This is a genomic window from Pararhizobium sp., from assembly GCF_035497515.1.
Lineage (GTDB): Bacteria > Pseudomonadota > Alphaproteobacteria > Rhizobiales > Rhizobiaceae > Pararhizobium.
Genome location: NZ_DATJDJ010000012.1, coordinates 1 through 22,992 on the forward strand (window position 1 = coordinate 1; position 22,992 = coordinate 22,992).

General features: G+C 60.3%; 22 protein-coding genes and 1 tRNA gene. 16 read left to right on the forward strand and 7 right to left on the reverse strand.

Annotation, left to right across the window (positions count from 1 at the left end; genetic code table 11):
• Nucleotides 1-451 precede the first annotated feature (451 nt).
• On the reverse strand, nt 452-4,324 hold the full coding sequence (locus VL202_RS00925; protein ID WP_325462313.1) for a PAS domain S-box protein: 3,873 nt from the start codon (nt 4,322-4,324) through the stop codon (nt 452-454).
• Nucleotides 4,325-4,574: 250 nt separating this feature from the next.
• Between VL202_RS00925 and VL202_RS00930 the strand changes: the two genes are divergently transcribed.
• Together VL202_RS00930 and VL202_RS00935 are read left to right on the forward strand one after the other, a co-directional pair.
• Complete coding sequence (locus VL202_RS00930; protein ID WP_325462314.1) at nt 4,575-5,024, forward strand: phasin; 450 nt, start codon at nt 4,575-4,577, stop codon at nt 5,022-5,024.
• Nucleotides 5,025-5,190: 166 nt separating this feature from the next.
• A tRNA-His gene (locus tag VL202_RS00935) sits at nt 5,191-5,267 on the forward strand.
• Between the two features lie 183 nt (nt 5,268-5,450).
• On the opposite strand, the gene VL202_RS00940 is transcribed toward VL202_RS00935, so the two are convergent.
• Nucleotides 5,451-6,332 (reverse strand): LysR family transcriptional regulator, encoded by an 882-nt coding sequence (locus tag VL202_RS00940; RefSeq protein ID WP_325462315.1) that lies wholly within the window; start codon nt 6,330-6,332, stop codon nt 5,451-5,453.
• Nucleotides 6,319-6,654 (reverse strand): putative quinol monooxygenase, encoded by a 336-nt coding sequence (locus tag VL202_RS00945; protein ID WP_325462316.1) that lies wholly within the window; start codon nt 6,652-6,654, stop codon nt 6,319-6,321. Before VL202_RS00945 ends, VL202_RS00940 begins: the two co-directional genes overlap by 14 nt.
• 117 nt (nt 6,655-6,771) lie before the next feature.
• On the opposite strand from VL202_RS00945, the gene VL202_RS00950 reads away from it, so the two are divergent.
• The 4 genes from VL202_RS00950 to rirA all read left to right on the forward strand — a co-directional run bounded on the left by VL202_RS00950 (nt 6,772) and on the right by rirA (nt 11,328).
• The gene (locus tag VL202_RS00950; RefSeq protein ID WP_325462317.1) at nt 6,772-8,268 is read left to right on the forward strand and encodes a CoA-acylating methylmalonate-semialdehyde dehydrogenase; all 1,497 of its coding nucleotides are present in this window, start codon (nt 6,772-6,774) and stop codon (nt 8,266-8,268) included.
• A 181-nt stretch (nt 8,269-8,449) separates the two neighbouring features.
• Complete coding sequence (locus tag VL202_RS00955; protein WP_325462318.1) at nt 8,450-9,541, forward strand: YjgN family protein; 1,092 nt, start codon at nt 8,450-8,452, stop codon at nt 9,539-9,541.
• Nucleotides 9,531-10,601 carry a M48 family metallopeptidase gene (locus tag VL202_RS00960; RefSeq protein ID WP_325462319.1) on the forward strand — a complete coding sequence of 357 codons (1,071 nt, stop codon included), beginning with the start codon at nt 9,531-9,533 and terminating at the stop codon, nt 10,599-10,601. Before VL202_RS00955 ends, VL202_RS00960 begins: the two co-directional genes overlap by 11 nt.
• A 262-nt stretch (nt 10,602-10,863) precedes the next feature.
• A complete protein-coding gene (rirA, locus tag VL202_RS00965; protein WP_325462320.1) occupies nt 10,864-11,328 on the forward strand; it encodes an iron-responsive transcriptional regulator RirA in 465 nt (154 codons plus the stop codon).
• Nucleotides 11,329-11,439: 111 nt separating this feature from the next.
• On the opposite strand, the gene VL202_RS00970 is transcribed toward rirA, so the two are convergent.
• From VL202_RS00970 to VL202_RS00980, 3 genes are all read right to left on the reverse strand, one after another.
• The gene (locus VL202_RS00970) at nt 11,440-11,829 is read right to left on the reverse strand and encodes a response regulator (protein ID WP_325462321.1); all 390 of its coding nucleotides are present in this window, start codon (nt 11,827-11,829) and stop codon (nt 11,440-11,442) included.
• Between the two features lie 79 nt (nt 11,830-11,908).
• Complete coding sequence (locus tag VL202_RS00975) at nt 11,909-12,619, reverse strand: helix-turn-helix transcriptional regulator (protein ID WP_325462322.1); 711 nt, start codon at nt 12,617-12,619, stop codon at nt 11,909-11,911.
• A gap of 200 nt (nt 12,620-12,819) precedes the next feature.
• Nucleotides 12,820-13,092, reverse strand: a complete 273-nt coding sequence (locus VL202_RS00980) for a hypothetical protein (protein ID WP_325462323.1) — start codon at nt 13,090-13,092, stop codon at nt 12,820-12,822.
• Here VL202_RS00980 and VL202_RS00985 point away from each other — a divergent pair.
• The 6 genes from VL202_RS00985 to VL202_RS01010 all read left to right on the forward strand — a co-directional run bounded on the left by VL202_RS00985 (nt 13,091) and on the right by VL202_RS01010 (nt 18,849).
• Complete coding sequence (locus tag VL202_RS00985; RefSeq protein ID WP_325462324.1) at nt 13,091-14,686, forward strand: ABC transporter substrate-binding protein; 1,596 nt, start codon at nt 13,091-13,093, stop codon at nt 14,684-14,686. The genes VL202_RS00980 and VL202_RS00985 overlap by 2 nt on opposite strands.
• Before the next feature lie 103 nt (nt 14,687-14,789).
• Entirely contained in the window at nt 14,790-15,794 is a 1,005-nt protein-coding gene (locus VL202_RS00990) for an ABC transporter permease subunit (protein ID WP_325462325.1), read from the forward strand.
• A gap of 10 nt (nt 15,795-15,804) precedes the next feature.
• Nucleotides 15,805-16,713, forward strand: coding sequence for an ABC transporter permease subunit (locus VL202_RS00995; protein WP_325462326.1), 909 nt, complete (start codon nt 15,805-15,807; stop codon nt 16,711-16,713).
• Nucleotides 16,713-17,567: an ABC transporter ATP-binding protein gene (locus VL202_RS01000; protein ID WP_325462327.1), complete on the forward strand. Its 855-nt coding sequence runs from the start codon at nt 16,713-16,715 to the stop codon at nt 17,565-17,567. Before VL202_RS00995 ends, VL202_RS01000 begins: the two co-directional genes overlap by 1 nt.
• Nucleotides 17,564-18,391: a dipeptide ABC transporter ATP-binding protein gene (locus tag VL202_RS01005; protein ID WP_325462328.1), complete on the forward strand. Its 828-nt coding sequence runs from the start codon at nt 17,564-17,566 to the stop codon at nt 18,389-18,391. The genes VL202_RS01000 and VL202_RS01005 overlap by 4 nt, the downstream gene beginning before the upstream one ends.
• Before the next feature lie 113 nt (nt 18,392-18,504).
• Nucleotides 18,505-18,849: a RidA family protein gene (locus VL202_RS01010; RefSeq protein WP_325462329.1), complete on the forward strand. Its 345-nt coding sequence runs from the start codon at nt 18,505-18,507 to the stop codon at nt 18,847-18,849.
• Between the two features lie 65 nt (nt 18,850-18,914).
• On the opposite strand, the gene VL202_RS01015 is transcribed toward VL202_RS01010, so the two are convergent.
• Nucleotides 18,915-19,301, reverse strand: a complete 387-nt coding sequence (locus VL202_RS01015; RefSeq protein ID WP_325462330.1) for a hypothetical protein — start codon at nt 19,299-19,301, stop codon at nt 18,915-18,917.
• A 172-nt stretch (nt 19,302-19,473) separates the two neighbouring features.
• On the opposite strand from VL202_RS01015, the gene VL202_RS01020 reads away from it, so the two are divergent.
• The 4 genes from VL202_RS01020 (at nt 19,474) to VL202_RS01035 (ending at nt 22,814) form a co-directional block, all read left to right on the forward strand.
• A complete protein-coding gene (locus VL202_RS01020) occupies nt 19,474-19,644 on the forward strand; it encodes a hypothetical protein (protein ID WP_325462331.1) in 171 nt (56 codons plus the stop codon).
• 127 nt (nt 19,645-19,771) lie between these two features.
• The gene (locus tag VL202_RS01025; RefSeq protein WP_325462332.1) at nt 19,772-21,304 is read left to right on the forward strand and encodes a sensor histidine kinase; all 1,533 of its coding nucleotides are present in this window, start codon (nt 19,772-19,774) and stop codon (nt 21,302-21,304) included.
• Entirely contained in the window at nt 21,301-21,747 is a 447-nt protein-coding gene (locus VL202_RS01030; protein WP_325462333.1) for a response regulator, read from the forward strand. Before VL202_RS01025 ends, VL202_RS01030 begins: the two co-directional genes overlap by 4 nt.
• A complete protein-coding gene (locus VL202_RS01035) occupies nt 21,747-22,814 on the forward strand; it encodes a sensor histidine kinase (protein ID WP_325462334.1) in 1,068 nt (355 codons plus the stop codon). Before VL202_RS01030 ends, VL202_RS01035 begins: the two co-directional genes overlap by 1 nt.
• The last annotated feature ends 178 nt before the right edge of the window (nt 22,815-22,992 follow it).

The window sequence follows — 22,992 nt, forward strand, 5'->3', positions numbered from 1 at the left end:
GGCCAGGATCATCGCAGTCACCGATATTCCCCGCACCAAGTCGGGCAAGATCGTCGAGCTTGCGGTGCGCGAGGTGGTCCATGGCCGGCCGGTGAAGAACAAGGAAGCGCTTGCCAATCCCGAGGCGCTCGACCTCTATGCGGACCTCGTGGAGCTTGAAAGCTGACCGCCGTTTGTTAAGGATTTCGGGCCTGCGGAATTAACCAAAGGTTTCTTCATTGCTGCAAATGCGTAAAATTTGCGGGGTCGGCGGAAAGGTTTTGTTTACGAATGGCGGCGCATGGTGATCTCAACTTGAGGCCACCCGATGTGAGGGTTGGCTTTCGGCAGAGATGCCGGAACGGACATGATGTCATACCTTCTCGAGCACCTGTTTTAGCATTCAATTATCGAGGCAGCTTTTTAGCTGCCTCTTTTTTTGCCTGCTGTTTCCGATGTTTGCCGGTTCCCGTCAGTTCGCCAGCACCCGCTGCGACGGGAAGGCGATTTCCACCAGGGTGCCTTCGTTCGGCGCCGAGTTGATGGAGAAATGCGCCCGGTTGGCCTCCGCCATCGCCTTCGTCAGCGGCAGGCCGAGGCCGGTGCCGTCACCGCGCTTGCGGGCGCCGGTGGTGACCTGACGGAAGGGTTTCATCGCCTGTTCAAGCTCGGCCCGGGTCATGCCGACGCCGGTGTCGCGAATGCGCAGGATGACGCTGCCGTTTGCCTCATAGGCCGTCGAGACGACGATCTGCCCGCCCGAGGGCGTGAAGCGGATGGCGTTGGACAGGATGTTGAGCGCGATCTGCTTGATCGAGCGATTGTCGGCGACGACGTTCGGAACCGAACCGGACAGCGACGTGCGGATGATCACCCGCTGGCTGTTGGCCTGCGGCTGCACCAGCGAAACCGCCTCCGAAACCGCGTCATTGATTTCGACCGCGGTGAATTCCAGATCCATCTCGCCGGCTTCGATCTTGGAGATATCCAGCAGGTCGTTGACGATATCGAGCACATGCCGGCCGGAGCGACCGATATCGCCCGCATACTCGACATAACGCGGATTGCCGATGGGGCCGAAATGCTCGCTCGCCATCATGTCGGAAAAGCCGATAATGGCGTTGAGCGGCGTGCGGATCTCGTGGCTGACGCGGGCGAGGAAATCGCTCTTGTGGGCGTTTGCCGTTTCGGCGGCGCGCTTGGCGTTGCGCAGTTCCTCTTCCGTCCGCTTCCACTGGGTGATGTCGCGGATGACGGCGCAGAAGCCATTGGAGGAGGAGAGGCGACCCATTGTCATGAACAGCGGGATGAAGCCGCCGGATGCTTCGCGGCCGATCACCTCGCGCCCGTCATTAAGCACGCTGGCGACGCCGTGACCGGACAGGCCGGAGAGGTAATCCAGCACCGCCTTCTGGCTTTCATGGGCAAACAGCGTCGCGAACGGCTTGCCGCGGATTTCGCCGTCGTCATAATTGAATAGCGCACTTGCCGAGCGGTTCAGCGAGCGGACCTCTCCCTCGGAACCGACCACGACCACGCCATCGGTCGCGGTTTCCAGGATGGAGCGCAGTTCCTCCGTTTCCATCCGCAGCGCCTCTATGTCGGCGTTGGGTTCGCTGACCGGCTCGACCTCCGCCGGCTGGCTCTCGGTGGCGGCAGCGGCGGCAGCGGGCGGTTCATGCACGGCGGACAGCGCCATCATCAGGGCGCTCTTGTCTTCCCAGCGGATCGATTGAAGCCGGGCGGTGACGGGCACGAGATGGCCGTCATTGCGGATCACCATCATCGTGCCGTCGGGCTGGTCGAGCAGGCCGTCTTCGTCGCCGGCAAACAGCGCATCGATGCCGCCTTCCTCACGCAACCCGTCGAGATCGGCATAACCGGTCAGCGCCAGGAATTCCGAATTGGCGTGGAACAGTTCATCGCCGCCATGCACCAGAAGGGCGAGCGGCAGATTGTCGAGCATTTCCCGCGTCAGGCTGCTGTTGCTGCTGGTGCGCGCCGGCACGATCGGCGCCGGCGGTCCGGCGGCCGCGGTTTCGGCGGATGCGGCCACAGCATCGAGATCGGCAAAATCATCTCCGTCGAGCGTCTGCGAGGTCTTCGATGCGATGCCATCGAACCGGCCCTCGCCAACAGGCGTTTCCGCGCCTGTGACCGCATCATTCGGCCGCTTGCCAAAGGGCTCGCCAAGTTGGCGAGCGATTTCGCGGAAGGCGGCCTGTTCTGTGCGGGTCAAGGTCTCCGCGCCCTGGGGCCGGTGGTGGTCGAGCGTGACGATCTTGTCGGAGGCGCGGCGGCCCCGCGTTTCAACCAGCTTCAATGCCGGCCGCTCGCCACGGAACGGGTCTTCCGGCGACAGGTCGGCGGCGGCGCGCGTCTTGTCGAGCCCGGCAAAGGGGTCTTCGTCGCCAAAGGCGGGTTGTCCGCTGGCAGGACTATCGAGGGGCTGTTGGTTGTCGGCTGTCTCTGTTCTTGACGTTGCTTCTGGCTCTGGCGTTGCCTCCTCGACTGTCGGGTTTTCGCTCGCGGAGGTATCTTCCGAAACGGGTGCATCCTCGACCGTTTCGGGGACCGGCTCCGCGACCACCTCTTCGGATGTGACGGGCGCCGGCTCCTCGACGGGAGCGGCGAGGTTCGCCAATGTCAGGCCCATGGCGAATTCGTCCTCGACTGCATCGGCGACGCGGACGATGCCGAAGCCACGGAAGCCATCGAACTCACGATTGCGAGAATAGGTCGGAAGGGCAGCCAGATCGACCGGGGCATGCAGGCTGGTGCCCTCGACCGGCCAGAGGATGGTCTTGCCCGACCAGGTGTCGCGCCGCTTCAACAGTTCGCCGATCGTGTGGTCGGGATCGAGATGGTAACGCTCCGCCAGCTCGGTAAAACTCCGTCCGCCCACATCGGCCGCCTTCGGACCGACGGCCGTGGCGAATTCCCCGGAAATCTCGCTGAAGCGACCATCGGCGTCGATCTTCCAGACAAAGCGGATCGCCCGGCTGTTCGGATTGAAGCGGAAGCTGTCGGTCATATCGGTGGTTTCAGCAGGCCCATCTCCTGCGAGAACGACAGGCACGGCTTCGGTCGTCTCGCTGTCGAGAGCCGCGATTCCATCGGTGACGACGCCTTCGTCGCTCTCCGCCACAACCTCCGCAATGTCGCCTTCCCCCGCGCTGGCGGTTTCCGGCGATTCCGTCTCGGCAGAGACAGCCACGTCCCCGATCGGCGTGTTTGGCGCGCTCTCTGCTTCTTCTGCGATCCCGGAGTCTGCCTCAGCTTCGGCTGCAGCCTCCCCGGTCATCGGTTCCGCATCGGTGCTGCCGATGCTTGCGGCTGCATCCTTGGCCGTTTCATCTGCAAGGCCGGCAAAACCCTGTCTTTCGCCCGCAGCATTGTCATCCGTCTCGGCACTGTCCGACATGGCGACTGCGGCAACATCTTCGCCCGGCAGATCCGCGACCTGTTCATCGGTCTCCGCCGCCTTCGGCTCTTCAGCGAAATTCTCGTTCTCGGCCTCGATCTCCTCGATCTCGCCAATGCCGCCAATGACATCGTCCGGCACGGTTGCCACGGACATGACAGCGGATGCCGTCTCAGCTACGGCAGACCCAGACGCTGGAGCCGCCGTTTCCGATCCGTCGATCTCCTGGAAATCCGAGCCGGCGTCCATATTGCCGAGGATCGTTTCGACGGCAAAGAGGAGGTGCAAAGCAGGGCTGTCGGACAGCTTGCCGATGGCGGCGGGCAGGTGGCCCTTGCCGGTCGGGATCGGGCGTTTCAGCAGCCAGTCGCTGTCGCGGGAAACGGCGCCGACCAGCGAGCGACAGGTCTGCGGCGTCATGGCAAGCGCGGCGAAACCCGGCGAGGCAGCAAGAATCGCGCCGTCGCCGTCGAGCACGGCCATATGCGTATCGGGATCATCGAAGCCGGAGATCATCCGAGCGGCGCGATCCTGCGCACTCAGCGGCTTGCCGCCGCGCGGCGCGGCAAACAGGATCGCGGTTTCGCCGGGACGCACGGTGATCATCTCGACCGAGGCATTGACGGAAGCGCGCTGGAAGCCCGAGGCGATGCGCATCAGGAAGCCGCGCCTGTCGCCACTGCGCTCCAGCTGCCGGGCGGCGGCCTCCATCTGGCGATAGGCAGCATCGCCGCGATTGGCGCCACTGTCGATGAAATCATAGATCGAGGGCAGGCCGAACAGGCTCGCCCCTTCGCCATTCGACCAGAGCACCTGGTTCATATCCGGTGAAAACAGCACGGCGGCATCGCCGCGCGCAAAATGCTCCCGCACCCGTTCGTGAACGGCGATGTCGATGAAGGGATACGATCTTGCGGGCATCGGCTGACCTGGCTTCAAAAACCGCCACGCGGACGGGATTGTTAACAGTCTATTAATAACCGCCGCGGCGCCATGGGTCCAGAAGACAAGCCCGGCCCCACGAGCCTTTCGCGGCGGAAGGTTAATACCGCGCATTTTATGGAATTGTGCGATGCACAAATATGTTGCAACGCACAATGAAATCGCTTATATGATCGTTATCACCAAATCGGGGTGCCTCAGGAGAGGGCCCAAACAAGGAGCGCTGATCATGGCTACCAAGAAAACCGACGACGTCTTTTCGCTTGCCTCGTTCGACCCGGCAAAGGTCACCGAAACCTTCCGCGACTTCGCGGAAAAGGGTGCTGCCCAGTCCAAGGACGCCTATGCCAAGATGAAGACCGCCGCCGAAGACGCCACCAAGACCGTCGAAGCGACGCTCGAAAGCGCGCAGTCCGGCTCCGTCGCGCTCGGCCTCAAGGCCATCGAAGCGCTGCGCACAAATGCCGAGAGCTCGCTCTCGCACCTGGAAGCGCTGATCGGCGTCAAGTCCGTCTCCGAACTGTTCGAACTGCAGACGGCCTTCATCCGCAAGCAGGCCGAGCTTGCCATGGAGCAGGCAAAGTCGATGCAGGAAGCCACCCGCCAGGTCGCCGAAACCGTGACCAAGCCCGGCAAGGACGCCGCCGAAAAGGCTTTCTCCGGCTTCAAGAAGGCCTGATTTCTACCAGTGCTGGCCCGCACGGCGCGGCCCTGACGATCGACCGGGTGAGCCATCACCCGGTTTTTTCATGTGCGGGCGCAAGTTATGTCTTGCAAAAAGGACCGACTGCCCGTATTTGGACCCGGAAAGCGGACACGACCTTGTCTGTTCCGCTTTCTTTTGTGCGGTTGTAGCTCAGTTGGTTAGAGCGCAGGTTTGTGGCACCTGAGGTCGGAGGTTCGAGACCCCCCAACCGTACCATTTTTCCTTTTGGAAAATTAGCCACTTAGAGGGTTTAGGGAACCTGATAAACCCTAATTTCAATCCGCTCACACCCCTCCAGAATTTTATCGTACCTTCCCTTCATGGGGAAAGATGACGGATTCCGATCGCCAGCGACCTTCTCAATTCCAGACTGAGTGAAACGTTTCAATCGAAACCACCCTACAGAAAAATATGGTGTTCCTCGGTCACCAGTTCCTGCAGGAAATCGACGACGGTGCGGACGCGGACGAGGTCGCGGGCGCTTTCGTGATAGGTCGTCCAGTAGCCGCGCCGGATTGTCGTCTCCGGCAGGACGCGGACGAGTTCCGGATATTGCCGGGCGATGTAATTGTGCAGGATGCCGATGCCGGCGCTGGAGCGGACAGCCTCGGTCTGGCCGGTGGCGCTGGAGATTTCGAAGGACGCATCCCAGCTGCGCATCACCTCGCCGGTGAAATTCAACGACGCCGTGAAGATCAGGTCCTCGACATAGCCGATGCGTCGGTGCGCCTTCAGGTCCTCGACTGTCTCCGGTGCGCCATGGGAGGCCAGATAATCCCGTGAGGCATAGAGACCGAGCGTGTAATCCGTCAGCTTCGAGGAAATGAGCCGCCCTTGGTCGGGCCGTTCCAGCGTGATGGCGATGTCGGCCTCGCGTTGCGACAGCGAAAACGAGCGCGGCACCGGCACCAGTTGGATGCGCAGTTCCGGAAACCGGGCCGTCAGCCTGCCGAGACGCGGCGCCAGGAAGGAAACGCCGAAACCGTCGGGCGCGCCGACGCGGACTGTCCCGGCGATCACCGTATCGATGCGGCCGATCTGCGCCTGGGCCGCCAGCATCCCGGTTTCCATGCGTTCGGCGGCATGCAGGAATATCTCGCCCTCCGCCGTCAGGTCGCAGCCATTGGTCCGCCGGATCAATAGCCGCGTCTTCAACGATTCCTCCAGCGCCGTCACCCGCCGGCTGAGCGTCGCATGATTGAGCCCGAGCCGCTTGGAGGCCGAGAGAATCTGGCCACTGCGGGCGACGGCCAGGAAAACGCGAACATCATCCCAGTTCATGGGAAGTCTTTGCACAGAGGGCGATGGGATCTACATCCACCAGCCGGAGAGCCTTGACCATCTCGGCCGTGCCTTCCTTGTACTTCAGGAAATGCGATGTCCGGATATGGGCTTCATAGTCCTGTCGGTTGGCATAGGCTTCGAGGATACGAATCCGTTCCGGCCGCTCGCGTTCGGCGACGGCATGCAGCATCAGCACGCCCGGTTCCATCGCAATGGAAGCCTCGATCTCCTCTGTCAGAAGCGTGCGGTATTCAGCAAGCTGGGTCGAATCGATCTCCAACTCCGCGATCCGGATTATCCGTTCATCCTGCTTGTTCATTTGACGCTCCGAAATTTGACTTTAATTTATGCACAACGGTTCCTGAATATCGCGTGTTGATTTGTGCATATTGTAGTGCGACACTCCGGCCATAATCAAGAGATCAGGAGGATCACCATGTACGAGATCGGTCATTTCATTGACGGCAAGCGCGTTGCCGGCACCAGCGGCCGCACGAGCAATGTCTTCAACCCGGCAACGGGTGAAGTCCAGGCCACCGTGGCGCTTGCCAGCGACGCGGAAATGGATGCAGCGGTTCAGAACGCCAAGGCTGCCCAGCCGAAATGGGCTGCCACCAACCCGCAGCGCCGCGCCCGCGTCTTCATGAAGTTCGTTCAGCTCCTCAACGACAACATGGACGAGCTGGCAGAAATGCTGTCGCGCGAGCATGGCAAGACCATCGACGATGCCAAGGGCGACGTCATCCGCGGCCTCGAAGTCTGCGAATTCGTCATCGGTATTCCGCATCTTTCCAAGAGCGAATTCACCGAGGGCGCCGGCCCGAACATCGACATGTATTCGATCCGCCAGGCTGTCGGCATCGGCGCCGGCATCACGCCGTTCAACTTCCCGGCCATGATCCCGATGTGGATGTTTGCGCCTGCCATCGCCTGCGGCAACGCCTTCATCCTGAAGCCTTCGGAGCGTGATCCGTCCGTGCCGATCCGCCTGGCCGAACTGATGATCGAAGCCGGTCTGCCGGCTGGTATCCTCAACGTCGTCAACGGTGACAAGGGTGCGGTCGACGCGATCCTGACGCATTCCGACATTTCCGCCGTTTCCTTCGTCGGCTCGACGCCGATCGCCCGCTACGTCTATGGAACGGCCGCGACGAATGGCAAGCGCGCCCAGTGCTTCGGCGGCGCCAAGAACCATATGATCATCATGCCGGATGCCGATCTCGACCAGGCCGCCAATGCCCTGATGGGCGCCGGCTACGGCTCGGCCGGCGAACGCTGCATGGCGATCTCGGTTGCCGTTCCCGTTGGCAAGGAAACCGCCGATCGTCTGATCGCCAAGCTGACACCGATGGTCGAATCCTTGCGCATTGGTCCCTACACCGACGAGAAGGCCGATATGGGCCCGGTCGTCACCAGGGAAGCCAAGGAGCGTATTCTCGGCCTGATCAACAAGGGTGTCGAAGACGGTGCCAATCTCGTTGTCGATGGCCGTGATTTCTCGCTGCAGGGCTATGAAAACGGCAACTTCGTCGGCGGCTGCCTGTTCGACAACGTCACCCCGGACATGGACATCTACAAGCAGGAAATCTTCGGCCCGGTGCTCTCCGTCGTCCGCGCCAAGAACTATGAGGAAGCCCTCGACCTGCCGATGAAGCACGAATACGGCAACGGCGTCGCGATCTACACCCGCGACGGCGATGCCGCCCGCGACTTCACCTCGCGCATCAACATCGGCATGGTCGGCGTCAACGTTCCGATCCCGGTTCCGCTCGCCTACCACTCCTTCGGCGGCTGGAAGGCCTCGTCCTTCGGCGACCTCAACCAGCACGGCACGGACTCGATCAAGTTCTGGACCAAGACCAAGACGATCACCTCGCGATGGCCGTCCGGCATCAAGGACGGTGCCGAGTTCGTTATGCCGACGATGAAGTAAGCTCCTGTAAAATCAGGTTCTCCCCGATTGGGCCTCCTCATGGAGGCCCTTTTTTGTGGCCATCGCCTACTTGCGGTTGACCCACCGTTATCGCCGTTTAAGAGTTCGAACCGGCGGCCGAATATCGGGGGATCATCGGCCGTTCTTCTCGTGTATCGGACAGAACGAAAGAGGGGCGACCATGAGCACGATCGAGACAGCAACATTGCCACCGGCATCGCAGCAGTTCCACCGGCTGTCCTTCACCGGACGAGCCTCGGAATATTTCGGCATCTGGATCGTCAACGTTCTCCTGACGATCATCACGATCGGCATCTATTCCGCCTGGGCCAAGGTGCGGCGCAACCGCTATTTCTATGGCAATACGGTGCTGCTTGGCCGCGCCTTCGAATATCACGCCAAGGGCAAGCAAATTTTCATCGGCCGCCTGATCGTCTTTGCCTATCTGGTCGTCTACAACATCCTTCTGGCCGCATTTCCGCTGGCAGGCATCGCGCTGGCGGTCGTCGTCCTTTTCTTCTTTCCCTGGCTCATCATGCGCGGCCTGCGGTTCAGCGCCCGCGTCACCAGCTATCGCAATATCCGCTTCGATTTCGTTGGCAAGATGGGCGGCGCCTTCATGGCCTTCATGCTTGGCCCGATGTTGGCTGTGGTCACGCTCGGCATCCTGACGCCGCTCGCCAGCCGCTGGATGTATCGCTATCTCGGCAACAATCTGCGTTATGGCGGCCGGTCGTTTGCGACCGATCCCAGACTCGACCAGATTTATCAGACCTGGTTTTTCTCGGCGCTGATCATCGTTCTCGGCATACTTGTCATCGGCGCCGTGGCACTCATCAACCTGCCCCTGATCGTGGCTTTGGTCGACAACTCCAGTGGGCTGACACCGGAAATGACCTCGTCGCTGGTGTTTTTCGCCGCCGCCGGTTACATCGCGATCATCTTGTCCTTCGGTATAGCCGCGTTGTTCTATCGGGCCGGCGTCCGCAACATCGCCTGGTCTTCGACGGTTTTCGACGGGAAGCATGCCCTCAAGAGCGATCTGTCGCGTTTCCAATATGTGTGGATTGCCGTCTCCAACGTCATCGTCACGGTCGCGACCCTCGGCCTGATGCGCCCTTGGGCGGCAGTGCGCATGGCACGCTATGTCAACGCGCATACGGCCATCCGCTTCGATGGCGATGTCGGCGAAGTCCTGGCTGCGGTTGAGCAGGAAGGATCGGCCGTCGGCGCCGAATTCATGGATTTCGAGGGCTTCGATTTTGGCTTCTGATGCCGAAACGTTCATCCGTGGCGACTGGCATCCGCGCGATTCCAGTCGTTCGGTGCCGGCCCGCCTTGTCCAGAGGGAAGGGGAGATCGTTGCAATCGCGGATAATGATCTCACCCGCCTCTCCGTATCCAGCTTCGCGACGCTCGATATTTCGGATCGGGTCGGCTCGATTCCTCGCCGCATCCAGTTTCCGGACGGCTCGCTGTTCGAGACGACCGACAATGATGCGGTGGACAGGCTCCTGCGGGCGAACGGCCGCCGCAATGTCGGCTTCATCCACGGACTGGAGGGCTTTCGGCCGCGGCTGATCGCCTTCGTTGTCGGCGTCTTCCTGCTGTCCGGTCTCGTCTATCGTTTCGCGCTGCCGCTCCTGGTCGAGGTCGCGGTTGCCGTCACTCCGCCGGTCGTGCCGGACCTGATGTCCGCCGGCACGATGGAAACCATGGACCGCACCATTCTCGAAAAATCGGCACTGGATGACGCGAAAAAGCGCGCGATTTCCGATGGTTTTGCCCGGATCGCCGAGAAATCCGCGCGCGGCGCCTCGGCCTATACGCTCAATTTCCGCAAGGGCGGGGCGATCGGCCCGAATGCGTTCGCGCTTCCCGACGGCACCTTGATCATTACCGATGAACTGGTCGAACTGGCGGGCAACGACACGGAAATGCTGATCGGCGTACTGGCGCACGAGATCGGCCATGTCGAACTGGAGCACAGCCTGCGGCAGATCTACCGCGCCGCAGGGATGGCCGGCCTGATCATGCTGATCGCCGGCGATATCGGTGACAGCGTCGAGGACTTGCTGGTTCAGGGCGGTGGACTTCTGGCGCTCTCCTATTCACGCTCTGCCGAGGCCGCCGCCGACCGTTATTCGGTCGAACTGATGGACAAGGCCGGTTATGATCAGACGGCGATCGCCCGCTTCTTCGATATCATCGAGAAGAAACTCGGCGACACTTCGGAAACCAGTATCCTCTCCTCCCATCCCGGTACGCCGGAACGGCGCAAGGCCATTCTCGCCTATGAAGCGGAACTGCGTCGCAAGAAGGCGGAAAACTGACCGGTGCGATGCAGTTGTTGAATGCGATCCGTTTCATCGGCTTTTGCTATTCCGCAGGGGGGGCAGGGCACGTGAAGCTGATCATGATCACGTCCAGATGATTTCTGCTTTTTGGAATTGTTCCAAACTGGCATCCGTCCTATATGAGAGACACGACCGTCGGACGATTGGCAGATTCGCTGTCTGATCCATGGTCCGCACGAGTTCACAGAGGTATCGTCCGGGAATGGGCGAACCGGGATTATGAAGTCTGGAGTAAGCAATGCGCCTGACGAAGCAAACGAATTATGCCGTCCGCATGTTGATGTATTGCGCCGCCAATGACGGCCGCCTCAGCCGCGTCCCGGAAATCGCCAAGGCCTATGGTGTTTCCGAGCTCTTCCTCTTCAAGATCCTGCAGCCCTTGAACAAGGCGGGTCTGGTCGAGACGGTGCGCGGCCGCAATGGCGGCGTGCGCCTGCCGAAGCCGGCATCCGAAATTACTCTCTTCGACATCGTCAAGGTTACCGAGGACAGCTTCGCCATGGCGGAATGCTTCGAAGCCGGTGAAATCGATTGCCCGCTGGTCGATAGTTGCGGTCTGAACTCGGCGCTTCGCAAGGCTTTGAATGCCTTCTTCGAAGTGCTTCAGCAATATTCGATCGATGACCTGGTCAAGGCGCGGCCGCAGATCAATTTCCTGCTCGGTATCGATCATCAGCCCCACCCGAAGACGGCGGCCGCCTGATAGCCGGGCCTGGTGTTGCTGGGCCTTGTATTGGCGGATATCTGAAAAGCAGGAAGCCCGGTTCGCCCGGGCTTTTTATTGTCCGATCGGTTCGGTCGGGGATGATGCGCCTTAAGACTTCGTCACATATTCCCGCAGGATGAATTCGATCGCGGTCGGATCGAGTTGAGCCTTGTCGATACGGAAATCGACGCCATAGTCTTCGATGTTCTGGAAATAGGGATCGGCGACTGACGAGGAAATCACTCCGATCGGGCCGATGAAGCCCTGTTGTCGCATGGCGGGGACGGTTTCGCGAAAATCGGCTTGCGGTTGCAGCCGATTGTCCATCAGCACCATGGAGACCGGTTTTCCGGACTTGATGAAGTCCAGGGCCGCGTCGATCGTTTCACAATAATGCAGGTGAATTTCGGCGCTCGTCACCTTTCTCATGATTCCACGCATGATCAGGTTTTCGGCCGGATCGTCGTCGACGAGAAGGATGTGGATCGGGTTGGTCATGATGGTGTGGCTGTTCCGTTGGGTGGAATGGCTATTGAAAATCGTGTCCGGTTCCAACCGGCGGGCTTCGTGATTCTGTTTATTGGATAATCTGCTCCCGGATTGCTTTGGCGACCATCTGGGTTCTGTTGACCACGTCCAGCTTCTTCAGGATCGTGGCCGTGTGCGAATTGACCGTGTGTTCCGAGACGGAAACGATCAGCGCGATTTCGCTGGCGGTCTTGCCGTGGGAAATCCAGCGCAGGATTTCCGTCTCGCGCGGCGTAAGGCCAAGGCCCGCCTTGTTGGACAGGACCAGCCGATAGAAGAAATCGAAAGCGCAGACGGCGTCGTAGCAGAGTTCGAAATGCTGCTGTTGCTCGATATCCTCGCCATCGCCCAGGAACAGCACGGCATAGCGGGCGCCGTTGATGCCGGTTACCGGCACGCACATCAGCATTTCGAAGCCGAGCTGGTCGAGCAGATTGCCGCCGCCGCCCATATGCGGGTCGCCGGCTTTCCAGACGGAAGGAATGGTGGACGTATGGAGGCTCTTGAACACGCCGGAATCGCCGAAGCGATGGCGCTTGTCATATTCCTCGGCAAGACCTGACGGCAGGTCATGGAGCGCAAGCCGATTGGACAGCATGCAGGCGTCGCCCTCATTCCCCAGTTGCAGGATTCCGAAATGATCGAAACCAAACCGCAGCGACATGCTGTGAAAAATCCGGAAGAAATCGACGCGATTGAGCGCTTTCTCCAGATCGCCGTCAAAATGATATCGCCGGTGATTTTTCAGAAGAGTTGCCACGACGCGGCCGTCCTCCACAGTAATCCGCGACTACCAGTTTAACGTGCGATTCATCACAAGCAACTGGTTTTCGAACGAAAACGGGAGGTGAAGCCGTTTTGGAGAGCGGCGAGTGGGAGGACTGCATATGGTCGCTTTCATCTATCCCCGCCTGGCAGATAAAAGCTTGGCAGTCCTCCCCGCCCCGCAAATGTGTTATGTCACTTGAAGCGCTTTGGAACTATCCGTGCAATTTGCGATTGACATTCTCCGGGGGAACTATTTGATTCGTCTTTCGCCAGTTCTCCATTCAAAAAAGTCGTGTATAGCGTCACTCCTGTCGGATCTGGATGATTTTTCCAATTGGACAAATTTTTCCGGATGCTTATTGCAATGCCGGGGCAAATGTCGTTCCATCCGGCCTTGACCGGAAACAACGGCTTCTGCGTCAGAAAAATATGAGAACAAGAACAAAACTGGGAAGCAAAGCTCATGAAAAAGCTCACTACTCTCCTCGCAGCAACCGCAATCGCCACCCTGATGGCCGGTTCTGCATGGTCGAAGACTTTTGTCTACTGCTCTGAAGCCTCGCCGGAAGGGTTTGATCCGGGCCTGTACACCGGTGGCCAGACCTTCGACGCCGCAGCCCACACCGTCTACAACCGCCTGGTCGAGTTCAAGCGCGGCACGACGGAACTTGAGCCCGCCCTGGCTGAAAGCTGGGAAATCTCGGCTGACGGCAAGGAATACACCTTCAAGCTGCGCAAGGGCGTCAAGTTCCAGACGACCGAGTATTTCACCCCGACCCGCGAACTGAACGCCGACGACGTCATCTTCTCGTTCGAGCGCCAGTACAAGGCCGACAATCCCTGGAACAAGTATGTTCCTGGCGCCTCCTGGGAATATTTCTCCGGCATGGGCCTGCCGGATGTCCTCGACAAGGTCGAGAAGGTCGATGACCTGACGGTCAAGATCACCCTGAAGCGCCCGGAAGCACCGCTGCTCGCCAACCTCGGCATGCCCTTCATCTCGATCGTTTCCAAGGAATATGCCGACAAGCTGCAGGCCGACGGCAAGATGGAACTGATGAACCAGCAGCCGCTGGGCACGGGTCCGTTCACATTCGTTGCCTATCAGCCGGATGCCGCAATCCGCTACAAGGCCAACCCGGACTATTGGGGCGGCAAGCAGAAGATCGATGATCTCGTCTTCGCCATCACGACCGACGCCGCGATCCGCGCACAGAAGCTGAAGGCTGGCGAGTGCCACCTGATGTCGTACCCGAACGCCGCCGATGTCGCCGAAATGAAGGCCGATCCGAACCTGCATGTGTCCGAACAGGCCGGCCTGAACGTTTCCTATCTCGCCTACAACACGCTGGTTCCGCCATTCGACAAGGTCGAGGTCCGCAAGGCCCTCAATATGGCGATCAACCGCCAGGCCATCGTTGATGCGGTCTTCCAGGGCGCGGCAACGGTTGCCAAAAACCCGATCCCGCCGACAATGTGGTCGTATAACGATGCCGTCGAAGACGACAAGTATGATCCGGACGCGGCCAAGAAGATGCTCGAGGACGCCGGCGTCACCGGCCTGAAAATGAAGATCTGGGCAATGCCTGTCGCACGCCCGTACATGCTCAATGCACGCCGGGCTGCCGAACTGATGCAGGCCGACCTCGCCAAGATCGGTGTCGAAGTCGAAATCGTATCCTATGAATGGGCCGAATATCTGAAGCTGTCCTCCGCGAAGGACCGCGACGGCGCCGCCATCCTCGGCTGGACCGGCGATAACGGTGATCCGGACAACTTCCTGGATACGCTGCTCGGTTGCGACGCTGTCGGCGGAAACAACCGCGCGCAGTGGTGCAACAAGGAATTCGATGATCTCGTGACCAAGGCGAAGGAAACTTCGGATGTGGCCGAGCGCACGAAGCTTTACGAGCAGGCCCAGGTCGTCTTCAAGAGGGAAGCTCCCTGGAATACCCTTGACCACTCGCTCGCCGTCGTGCCGATGAGCAAGAAGGTTTCGGGCTTCGTCCAGTCGCCGCTCGGTGATTTCATCTTCGACGGTGTTGATATCGCCGAATAAGATCGGTTAGGGAAAGACACGCCGAAAAGAGTGTGTTGTGGCCGGCGGCTCGAAATTCGGGCCGCCGGTTTTTAAAAATAACAAGAAGAAGGGATTGGCTCCCATGTTGCGCTTTATCGTCGGACGGTTCGCCGTTCTGATACCCACCTTTATCGGGGTATCTCTCATAGCGTTTTCTTTCATTCGACTTCTGCCAGGCGATCCGGTCATGCTGATGTCGGGCGAGCGCGTCATGTCGCCTGAGCGCCATGCGCAGATCATGGCGGAACTCGGCCTCGACCGGCCGATGTACAGGCAATATTTCGATTATCTGGTGAATCTCCTGCAGGGCGATTTCGGCAGTTCGATCGTCACGAAGCGCGCGGTGCTCGACGATTTCCTGCAACTGTTCCCGGCAACGATCGAACTGTCGCTCTGCGCCATCATTCTGGCCGTCGCACTCGGTGTTCCCGCAGGCGTCCTCGCAGCGGTGAAGCGCGGCACCTGGCTCGACCAGACGCTGATGGGAACCGCACTTGTCGGCTATTCCATGCCGATCTTCTGGTGGGGCCTGCTGCTTGTGATCTTTTTCTCCGGCTATCTCGGCTGGACGCCCGTCTCGGGCCGCATCTCGCTGATGTATTTCTTCCCGCAGGTGACAGGCTTCATGCTGATCGACAGTCTGATCTCGGGGCAGGCGGGCGCCTTCAAGTCCGCCGTCTCCTATCTGATCCTGCCGACCATCGTGCTGGCGACCATTCCGCTTGCCGTCATTGCGCGCCAGACACGTTCGGCGATGCTGGAAGTGCTTGGCGAAGACTATGTACGCACCGCCCGCTCGAAGGGCCTGTCGCCATTCCGGGTCATCGGCGTGCATGCGCTGCGCAATGCCCTGATCCCGGTCATTACCACGATCGGCCTGCAGGTCGGCGTGCTTCTGGCCGGCGCGATCCTGACCGAGACGATTTTCTCCTGGCCGGGCATCGGCAAGTGGATGGTCGATTCCGTCTTCAAGCGCGACTATCAGGTCGTCCAGGGCGGGCTGATGCTGATCGCTGCGGTGATCATGGTCGTAAACCTCATCGTTGACGTGCTCTATGGCTTCGTCAATCCCCGCATCCGACACTGAGGAGGGTCCCATGGCTGTTGTCGATACAAACGCCGTTCCTGCGTCCGGGACCGCCCCGCCATCCGGTCTTGCCGAATTCTGGTTCTATTTCTCGCGCAACAAGGGCGCGGTAATCGGCCTGGTGATCTTCACGATCATCCTGCTGCTCGCCATCTTCGCACCGCTGGTGACGCCGCATAGCCCAAGCATCCAGAATCGCGACGTTCTTCTCCTGCCGCCGGCGGTCGCCGCCGGCGGGCAGTGGACCTATCTGCTCGGGACCGACGCCGTCGGGCGCGATATCCTGTCGCGGCTGATCTACGGCGCCCGTTTCTCGCTGTTCATCGGTCTCGTGGTCGTGACCCTGTCGGTCATTTTCGGCGTGCTCGTCGGCTTGGTCGCCGGTTATTTCCGTGGCCGTACCGATACGATCATCATGCGGGTGATGGACATTATCCTGGCTTTCCCGTCGCTGCTTCTGGCACTGGTTCTGGTCGCCGTTCTCGGTCCCGGCCTTCTCAATGCCATGATCGCGATCTCGCTGGTCAACCTGCCGCATTTCGTGCGCCTGACCCGCGCCGCCGTCATGTCCGAGCGCACCAAGGATTATGTCATTGCGTCCAAGGTTGCCGGTGCCGGCACGATGCGCCTGATGTTCCTGACGATCCTGCCCAACTGCCTTGCGCCGCTGATCGTCCAGGCAACGCTTGCCTTCTCGGCGGCGATCCTCGATGCGGCGGCTCTCGGCTTCCTCGGCATGGGCGCACAGCCGCCGACGCCGGAATGGGGCACGATGCTTGCCGAAGCGCGCGAATTCATCCAGCGCGCCTGGTGGGTCGTGACCTTCCCCGGTCTCGCCATTCTCATCACCGTCCTTGCCATCAACCTGATGGGCGACGGCCTGCGCGATGCGCTTGATCCCAAGTTGAAGAGGTCCTGATGTCCCTTTTCGAAGTCGAAAATCTCGTTGTCGAATTCCAGACCGCGGCCGGTCCGTTCCGCGCCGTCGATGGCGTCTCGATGGAAGTGAATGCCGGCGAAGTCCTCGCCATCGTCGGTGAATCCGGTTCCGGCAAGTCGGTCTCCATGCTCGCCGCCATGGGCCTCTTGCCCTGGACAGCCAAGGTCACCGCCGACAAGCTGCGGTTCAACGATATCGATCTGCTCGGCCTGTCGGCGTCGGATCGGCGCAAGATCGTCGGCAAGGATATTGCCATGATCTTCCAGGAGCCGGTCGCCAGCCTCAACCCATGCTTCACCGTCGGCTTCCAGATCGAGGAAGTCCTGCGCATCCATCTGGGTCTCGGCAAGGCGGCACGGCGTGCCCGCGCGATCGAGTTGTTCGAGCTGGTTGGCATTCCCAACCCGGAGGAGCGACTGAGCCACTTCCCGCACCAGATGTCAGGTGGCCAGTGCCAGCGCGTCATGATCGCCATTGCGCTCTCCTGCAATCCGAAGCTGCTGATCGCCGATGAGCCGACCACTGCGCTCGACGTGACCATCCAGAAGCAGATCCTTGACCTTCTGATGCGGCTTCAGGCCGAACATGGAATGGGGTTGATCATCATCACCCACAATATGGGCGTCGTGGCCGAGACCGCCGACCGCGTCATCGTCCAGTACAAGGGCCGCAAGATCGAGGAGGCGGACGTGCTTTCTCTGTTCGAATCCCCGAAGAGCGAATATACGCGCGCGCTTCTGTCGGCGCTTCCGGACAACGCCACCGGCGACCGTCTTCCGACGATCGCGGAATTCCTCACTGATGACCAGATCTTTGCAGGAGCTGTTCGATGACCCATGTTCTCGAAGCCAGAAACCTTGTCCGCGATTACCACATCCCGGGCAGCCTGCTGAAAAAGGGCAAGACCGTTCATGCCGTCAAGGGCGTGAGCTTTTCGGTCGACCAGGGCAAGACGCTGGCGATCGTCGGCGAAAGCGGCTGCGGAAAGTCGACTCTGGCCCGTATCGTCACCATGATCGACGCGGCAACCTCGGGCGACATGCTGATCGATGGCCAGAAGGTGGATATCGCCCGGGAAAAGCTGACGCCGGACATGCGCCGCAAGGTGCAGATCGTCTTCCAGAATCCCTACGGCACGCTCAATCCGCGCAAGAAAATCGGCGAAATCCTGACCGAACCGCTGATCATCAACACCGACATGAAGGCCGACGACCGCCGCGACAAGGCGCTCGCCATGCTGAAGAAGGTCGGGCTCGAGGAAAAGCATTACGGACGCTATCCGCACATGTTTTCCGGCGGCCAGCGGCAGCGCGTCGCCATTGCCCGGGCGCTGATGCTCAACCCGCGGCTTCTGGTGCTCGACGAACCGGTCTCGGCCCTCGACCTGTCGGTCCAGGCGCAGGTTCTCAACCTGCTGGCCGATCTGCAGGACGAGTTCCAGTTGACCTATGTCTTCATCAGCCACGACCTTTCGGTGGTGCGCTATATCGCCGATGACGTCATGGTCATGTACTATGGCGAGGCAGTGGAATACGGCAACCGCGAAGAGGTCTTCGCCGATCCCAAGCACAGCTATACCAAGACATTGTTCGCGGCCACGCCGCGCGCCGACGTCGATAGCATCAAGGCGCGCCTTGCCCGGAAAAATGCCGCCTGATCGGCGGCGCGATGTCGCAATCGCGGTTCCACCGACCGGCGATCTGCGATAAAGCGCCAGCGTCACGACAATTTCAGACTGCGGTCCGCCGCATTTTACGAGGAAATGGAAAGATGGATATCAAACGCTTCGAAACCGGGCCGCGCATGAGCCAGGCCGTCGTTCACAACGGCACTGTCTATCTCGCAGGCCAGGTCGGCGAGGCCGGCTCCGACGTTGCCGAGCAGACCAGGCAGGCCCTCGCATCCGTCGATCGCCTTCTGGCGCTTGCCGGCACCGACAAGAGCCGCATCCTGTCGGCAACGATCTGGCTCGCCGACATGGTCGATTTCCCGAAGATGAACGCTGTCTGGGACGCCTGGGCGCCGCAGGGCAATACGCCGGCCCGCGCCACGGGCGAAGCCAAGCTCGCAACGCCGGAATACCTTGTCGAAGTCATCGTCATCGCCGCTCTCTGATCGCAGCGATAGCCTGAATAGAAAGCCGGCATTCTCGGGGTGCCGGCTTTTTCATTGATCAGGGTTCAGTGGCCGATCCGGGCAATCCCGGTTTCACCGTTGTCGCGAACCCATTTGACCTTGTCCGGGCCTGCTTCCGTCAGGTCGAAGCACATCTTCGAGCCGTCATACCAGGCCTTGAACTGCTGGCAGAGCTTGTCGGACTGGATCCACCAATGGCCTTCGTCGGTCGGCTGGACGAGTTTGCCGGGACAGAGCGCCTTGCCGCTGCCGTCCACGACGCCTGACGTGTGGCAATTAAGTGGAAATTCGCCACCCATCGGCGCGGCAAGACAGATCGTCCGGCCGATGATCTGGCTGCGGATCTCCGCTTCCTTCAACTGGTGCGCCTCGGCCGCGAGCGCCATGCCGGACACGGTCATTCCGAGGCAGTCAACAATGAACATCTTCATGACCGTCTCCGTCGTTTGATACGGATCGATACGCGGCGAGGGAGAGATGGATCACTTGGAACTCGTTCCAAATGTTTCTTGTTTGCGAGGCCAATAAAGCGGAACAAATACGAGCCAGTCCCGTTAACAGAACGGTCCCTCGGGATGATCTTCAATCATAAAGGGGCGTGTCATGCTGTACTGGTTGCCAAGGATTTGTCTGTTCCTGCTGATCGGCGCTGTTGTCGGTCTCGGTGTTCTGCCCGCGACTTCGGAAGATGTCGCCAATACCCTCATCGTCGTTATTCTCGGCCTCGGCCTGTTTTCACTCACGCTGCATGTCTTCCCGCCGGAAAGATACTGACGGTGCCGATCAAATCGGCACATAAAACGGTTTTCTTTTTTTCCGGACGCTGTACGTTCAAAATCTAGACGTTCATGGGGATTGCTCGGTTAATCCGTTCGCGCCGAGAGCGAGACGGAATATCCGGGTGGGAGAGGGACTTGACCGTCATGCGTGGGGGCAGGTGGTGATGGTCGGGCGTTCGGTCTTTTCCCGAACCGTGTTGCTGATCCTGTTTGCCGGCGCCGTTCTTCTCCTCGGACTTGTGCTCATCTCCCTGCGCTTTGCCTATGATGCCCGCGAGCATTCGCAACAGGCGCTTGAAGCATCGCGGCTCAATGCGCGCGCCCTACTGCTCTACAATCTCGTCCAGGATGCGGAGACCAGCCAGCGTGGTTACCTTCTCGCCGGTGAGAAAAAGTATCTTTCTCCGTTTAAGCGGGCTGAGGTCCTCGTCCAACTCCAGTTTCTCAGCATTACCGGCGATATGCTCAAGGTCGGTATCAGTGGCACGACCGTCGATCGGCTGAAATTGCTGATCGAAGTCAAGTTCAAAGAAATGAAGAACACCATCACGCTGAAGACGGCGGGGCGCGATGCCGAGGCTCTCGCGGTCGTTCAGGCCGACACCGGCAAGTTGGCGATGGACGAGATCCACCAGATCATGACCCGGATCGACGCCGTCACCGGCAATATCGGTTTCCAGAGGCGCCGGGCGCTGAGCAACGCCACCGAATGGTTGATGTACACGATCGCCGGCGGCGCGGTTCTGCTTGTCGCGCTCGTCGGCGGCGCTATCTGGGTCATCTTCAATTACACCGTTCAGCTCGAAGAAGCGCGCAGGGCGCTGGCCGACCAGAATGAAACGCTGGAAGTCAGGATCGGCCAGCGCACGCGGCATCTGGAACGCGCCAATCGTGAATTGCAGAGCTATGCCTATATTGTCGGTCACGATTTGAGGGCGCCTCTGGTCAACATCATGGGTTTCACGTCCGAATTGGAGCGGGCATCGGCTATCTTTGCCGATTTCGTGAAAAGGCCGGAAGGCGAGCGCGACGCGTTGATCGAGAAGCAGGCGTGCGAGGCCGCCGATGTCGATATTCCCGAAGCGCTGGGGTTCATCCGCTCCTCGATGAAGCGCATGGACGATCTGATAAACGAGATCCTGCGGCTGGCGCGAGCCGGCAGCCGGCAACTGGTGGCCGAGCGGCTCAGCCTTGCGGACGTGCTGTCCGAGACGATCGCCAACCTTCAGCACAGGCTCGACGAAACGAATGCCAGCGTGGACGTCGCGCCGGACCTGCCGCATATTTCGTCCGATCGACTTGCCCTGCAGCAAATTTTTGGCAACCTTCTGGACAATGCGGTAAAATACGCGCATGCGCCCCGCGCGCCGGTGATCCGTGTGACGGGCACGATTGCCGGAGATCAGGTCGTGATCGAAGTCAGCGACAACGGCAGAGGGATCGCGCAGCGGGATATGGAGCGGATTTTCGAACTGTTCCGGCGCTCGGGTCCGCAAGACAGGCCGGGTGAAGGCATAGGTCTGGCGCATGTGCGTGCGTTGGTCCGCCGTCTCGGAGGAGACGTTGTCGTCAAATCGACCCTGGGCGAAGGAACGACATTCGTCGTCAGCCTCGCGACGGATCTGCGGTTTGTGAAGGAAAGGGGGGAGCAATGAGCACTGGTCTACAGCCTGTTGTCATCATCATGATCGAGGATGATGAAGGCCACGCTCGCCTGATTGAAAAGAACATCCGCCGTGCCGGTGTGACCAATGAAATCGTCCCCTTCGTGACCGGAACGGCGGCGCTGTCCTATCTGCTCGGTCCGGATGGCACGGGCAAGGCGCACGAGGGTAAGCAACTCCTCATCCTGCTCGACCTCAATCTACCCGACATGACCGGCATGGATATCCTCGCCCAGGTGCGCGAGAGCGAGCATTTGAAACGGCTGATGGTGATCGTCCTGACCACGACGGACGATCCCGTCGAGGTCCAGCGCTGCTATGATCTCGGCGCCAATGTCTATGTCGCCAAGCCCATGCAATACGATAAGTTCGTCAACGCCATCCAGCAACTCGGTCTTTTCCTTTCCGTGGTGACCGTGCCGGAGGCGTGCTGATGGAGCGCTATGCAGGCAACGGCGAGATGCGCATCCTGTACATCGATGACGATGAAGCGCTTGGCGTCCTCCTGCGCAAGAACCTGACGCGTCAGGGTTTCCACGTCGTGACCGCGCTCGACCGGCAAGCGGGCATGGCCGTTCTGGAATCCGGGAATGTGGACGCCATCGCGCTCGATCATTACCTCCTTGGCGAAACCGGCCTCGATATCCTGCCCGCCATCATCGCGATCCCGGACCATCCGCCGGTCGTCTATGTGACGGGGGCCGGCGAGGCGAGCATCGCGGTCGAGGCACTGAAACGGGGGGCAGACGACTATGTGACGAAGAGCGTATCGGCGGAGTTTTTCGATGTGCTCGGAACGGCGCTGAGGCAAGCCTTGGAACGGGCGCGGTTTCGCCGCGAAACGACGGCCGCGCAGGAAGCGGTGCATCAGGAACGCGACCGGGCCAGGCTTCTCTTGCGCGAGGTCAATCACCGCGTCGCCAACAGCTTGAGCCTCGCGGCCTCGCTTGTGCGCATGCAAGCCTCGTTGGTCACCGATCCCGAGGCCCTGGCTGCCCTGCAGGAAACCCAGGTCCGCATTCACGCGATCGGCAATGTTCATCGTCATCTCTATGCCAAGAACCAGGTCGGCGTGATCGATATCGACGACTACCTGAAAAGTCTGCTCGACGAACTCCAGTCCTCGATGCGAGACGACGCGCGACCGCATACGGTCGCTCTTTCGGTGGAGGCCACGCAATTGCCGACGGACAAGGTCGTCGCACTTGGGCTCGTCGTCAGCGAACTCGTCACCAATGCCTTCAAATACGCCTATCCGAGCGGGCACACCGGCGAAATCAGGGTCCGGCTATCACGTCGCGATGGCCGTATGATCGAACTGCTCGTGGAAGACGATGGTATCGGCATCGATCCGCAACAGCCCGCCAAGGGAACTGGGCTCGGAACCAAGATCCTCAATTCGATGGCGACGACGGTGGGCGGCACGCTTGTCTATGACAAGGATGTGGCCGGCACGCGCGCCCGGCTGATCTTCCCGATCCCGGATGAAATCCAGGCTTGAAATTGGAAACGCCGGACGGTTTTCCCACGGCGAATGCGTGTCGAGCGGATATTGCTTCGCTGCCGGCATTTTCTTGTCGCTGCCTTCAGCGCCACGTGATCACGACGATTGGCTGGTCCTCGACTTCGGGTAGCATCCCATCGGAGGATGATCTGTCGAGCGCCGTTTCGTTCTGCTC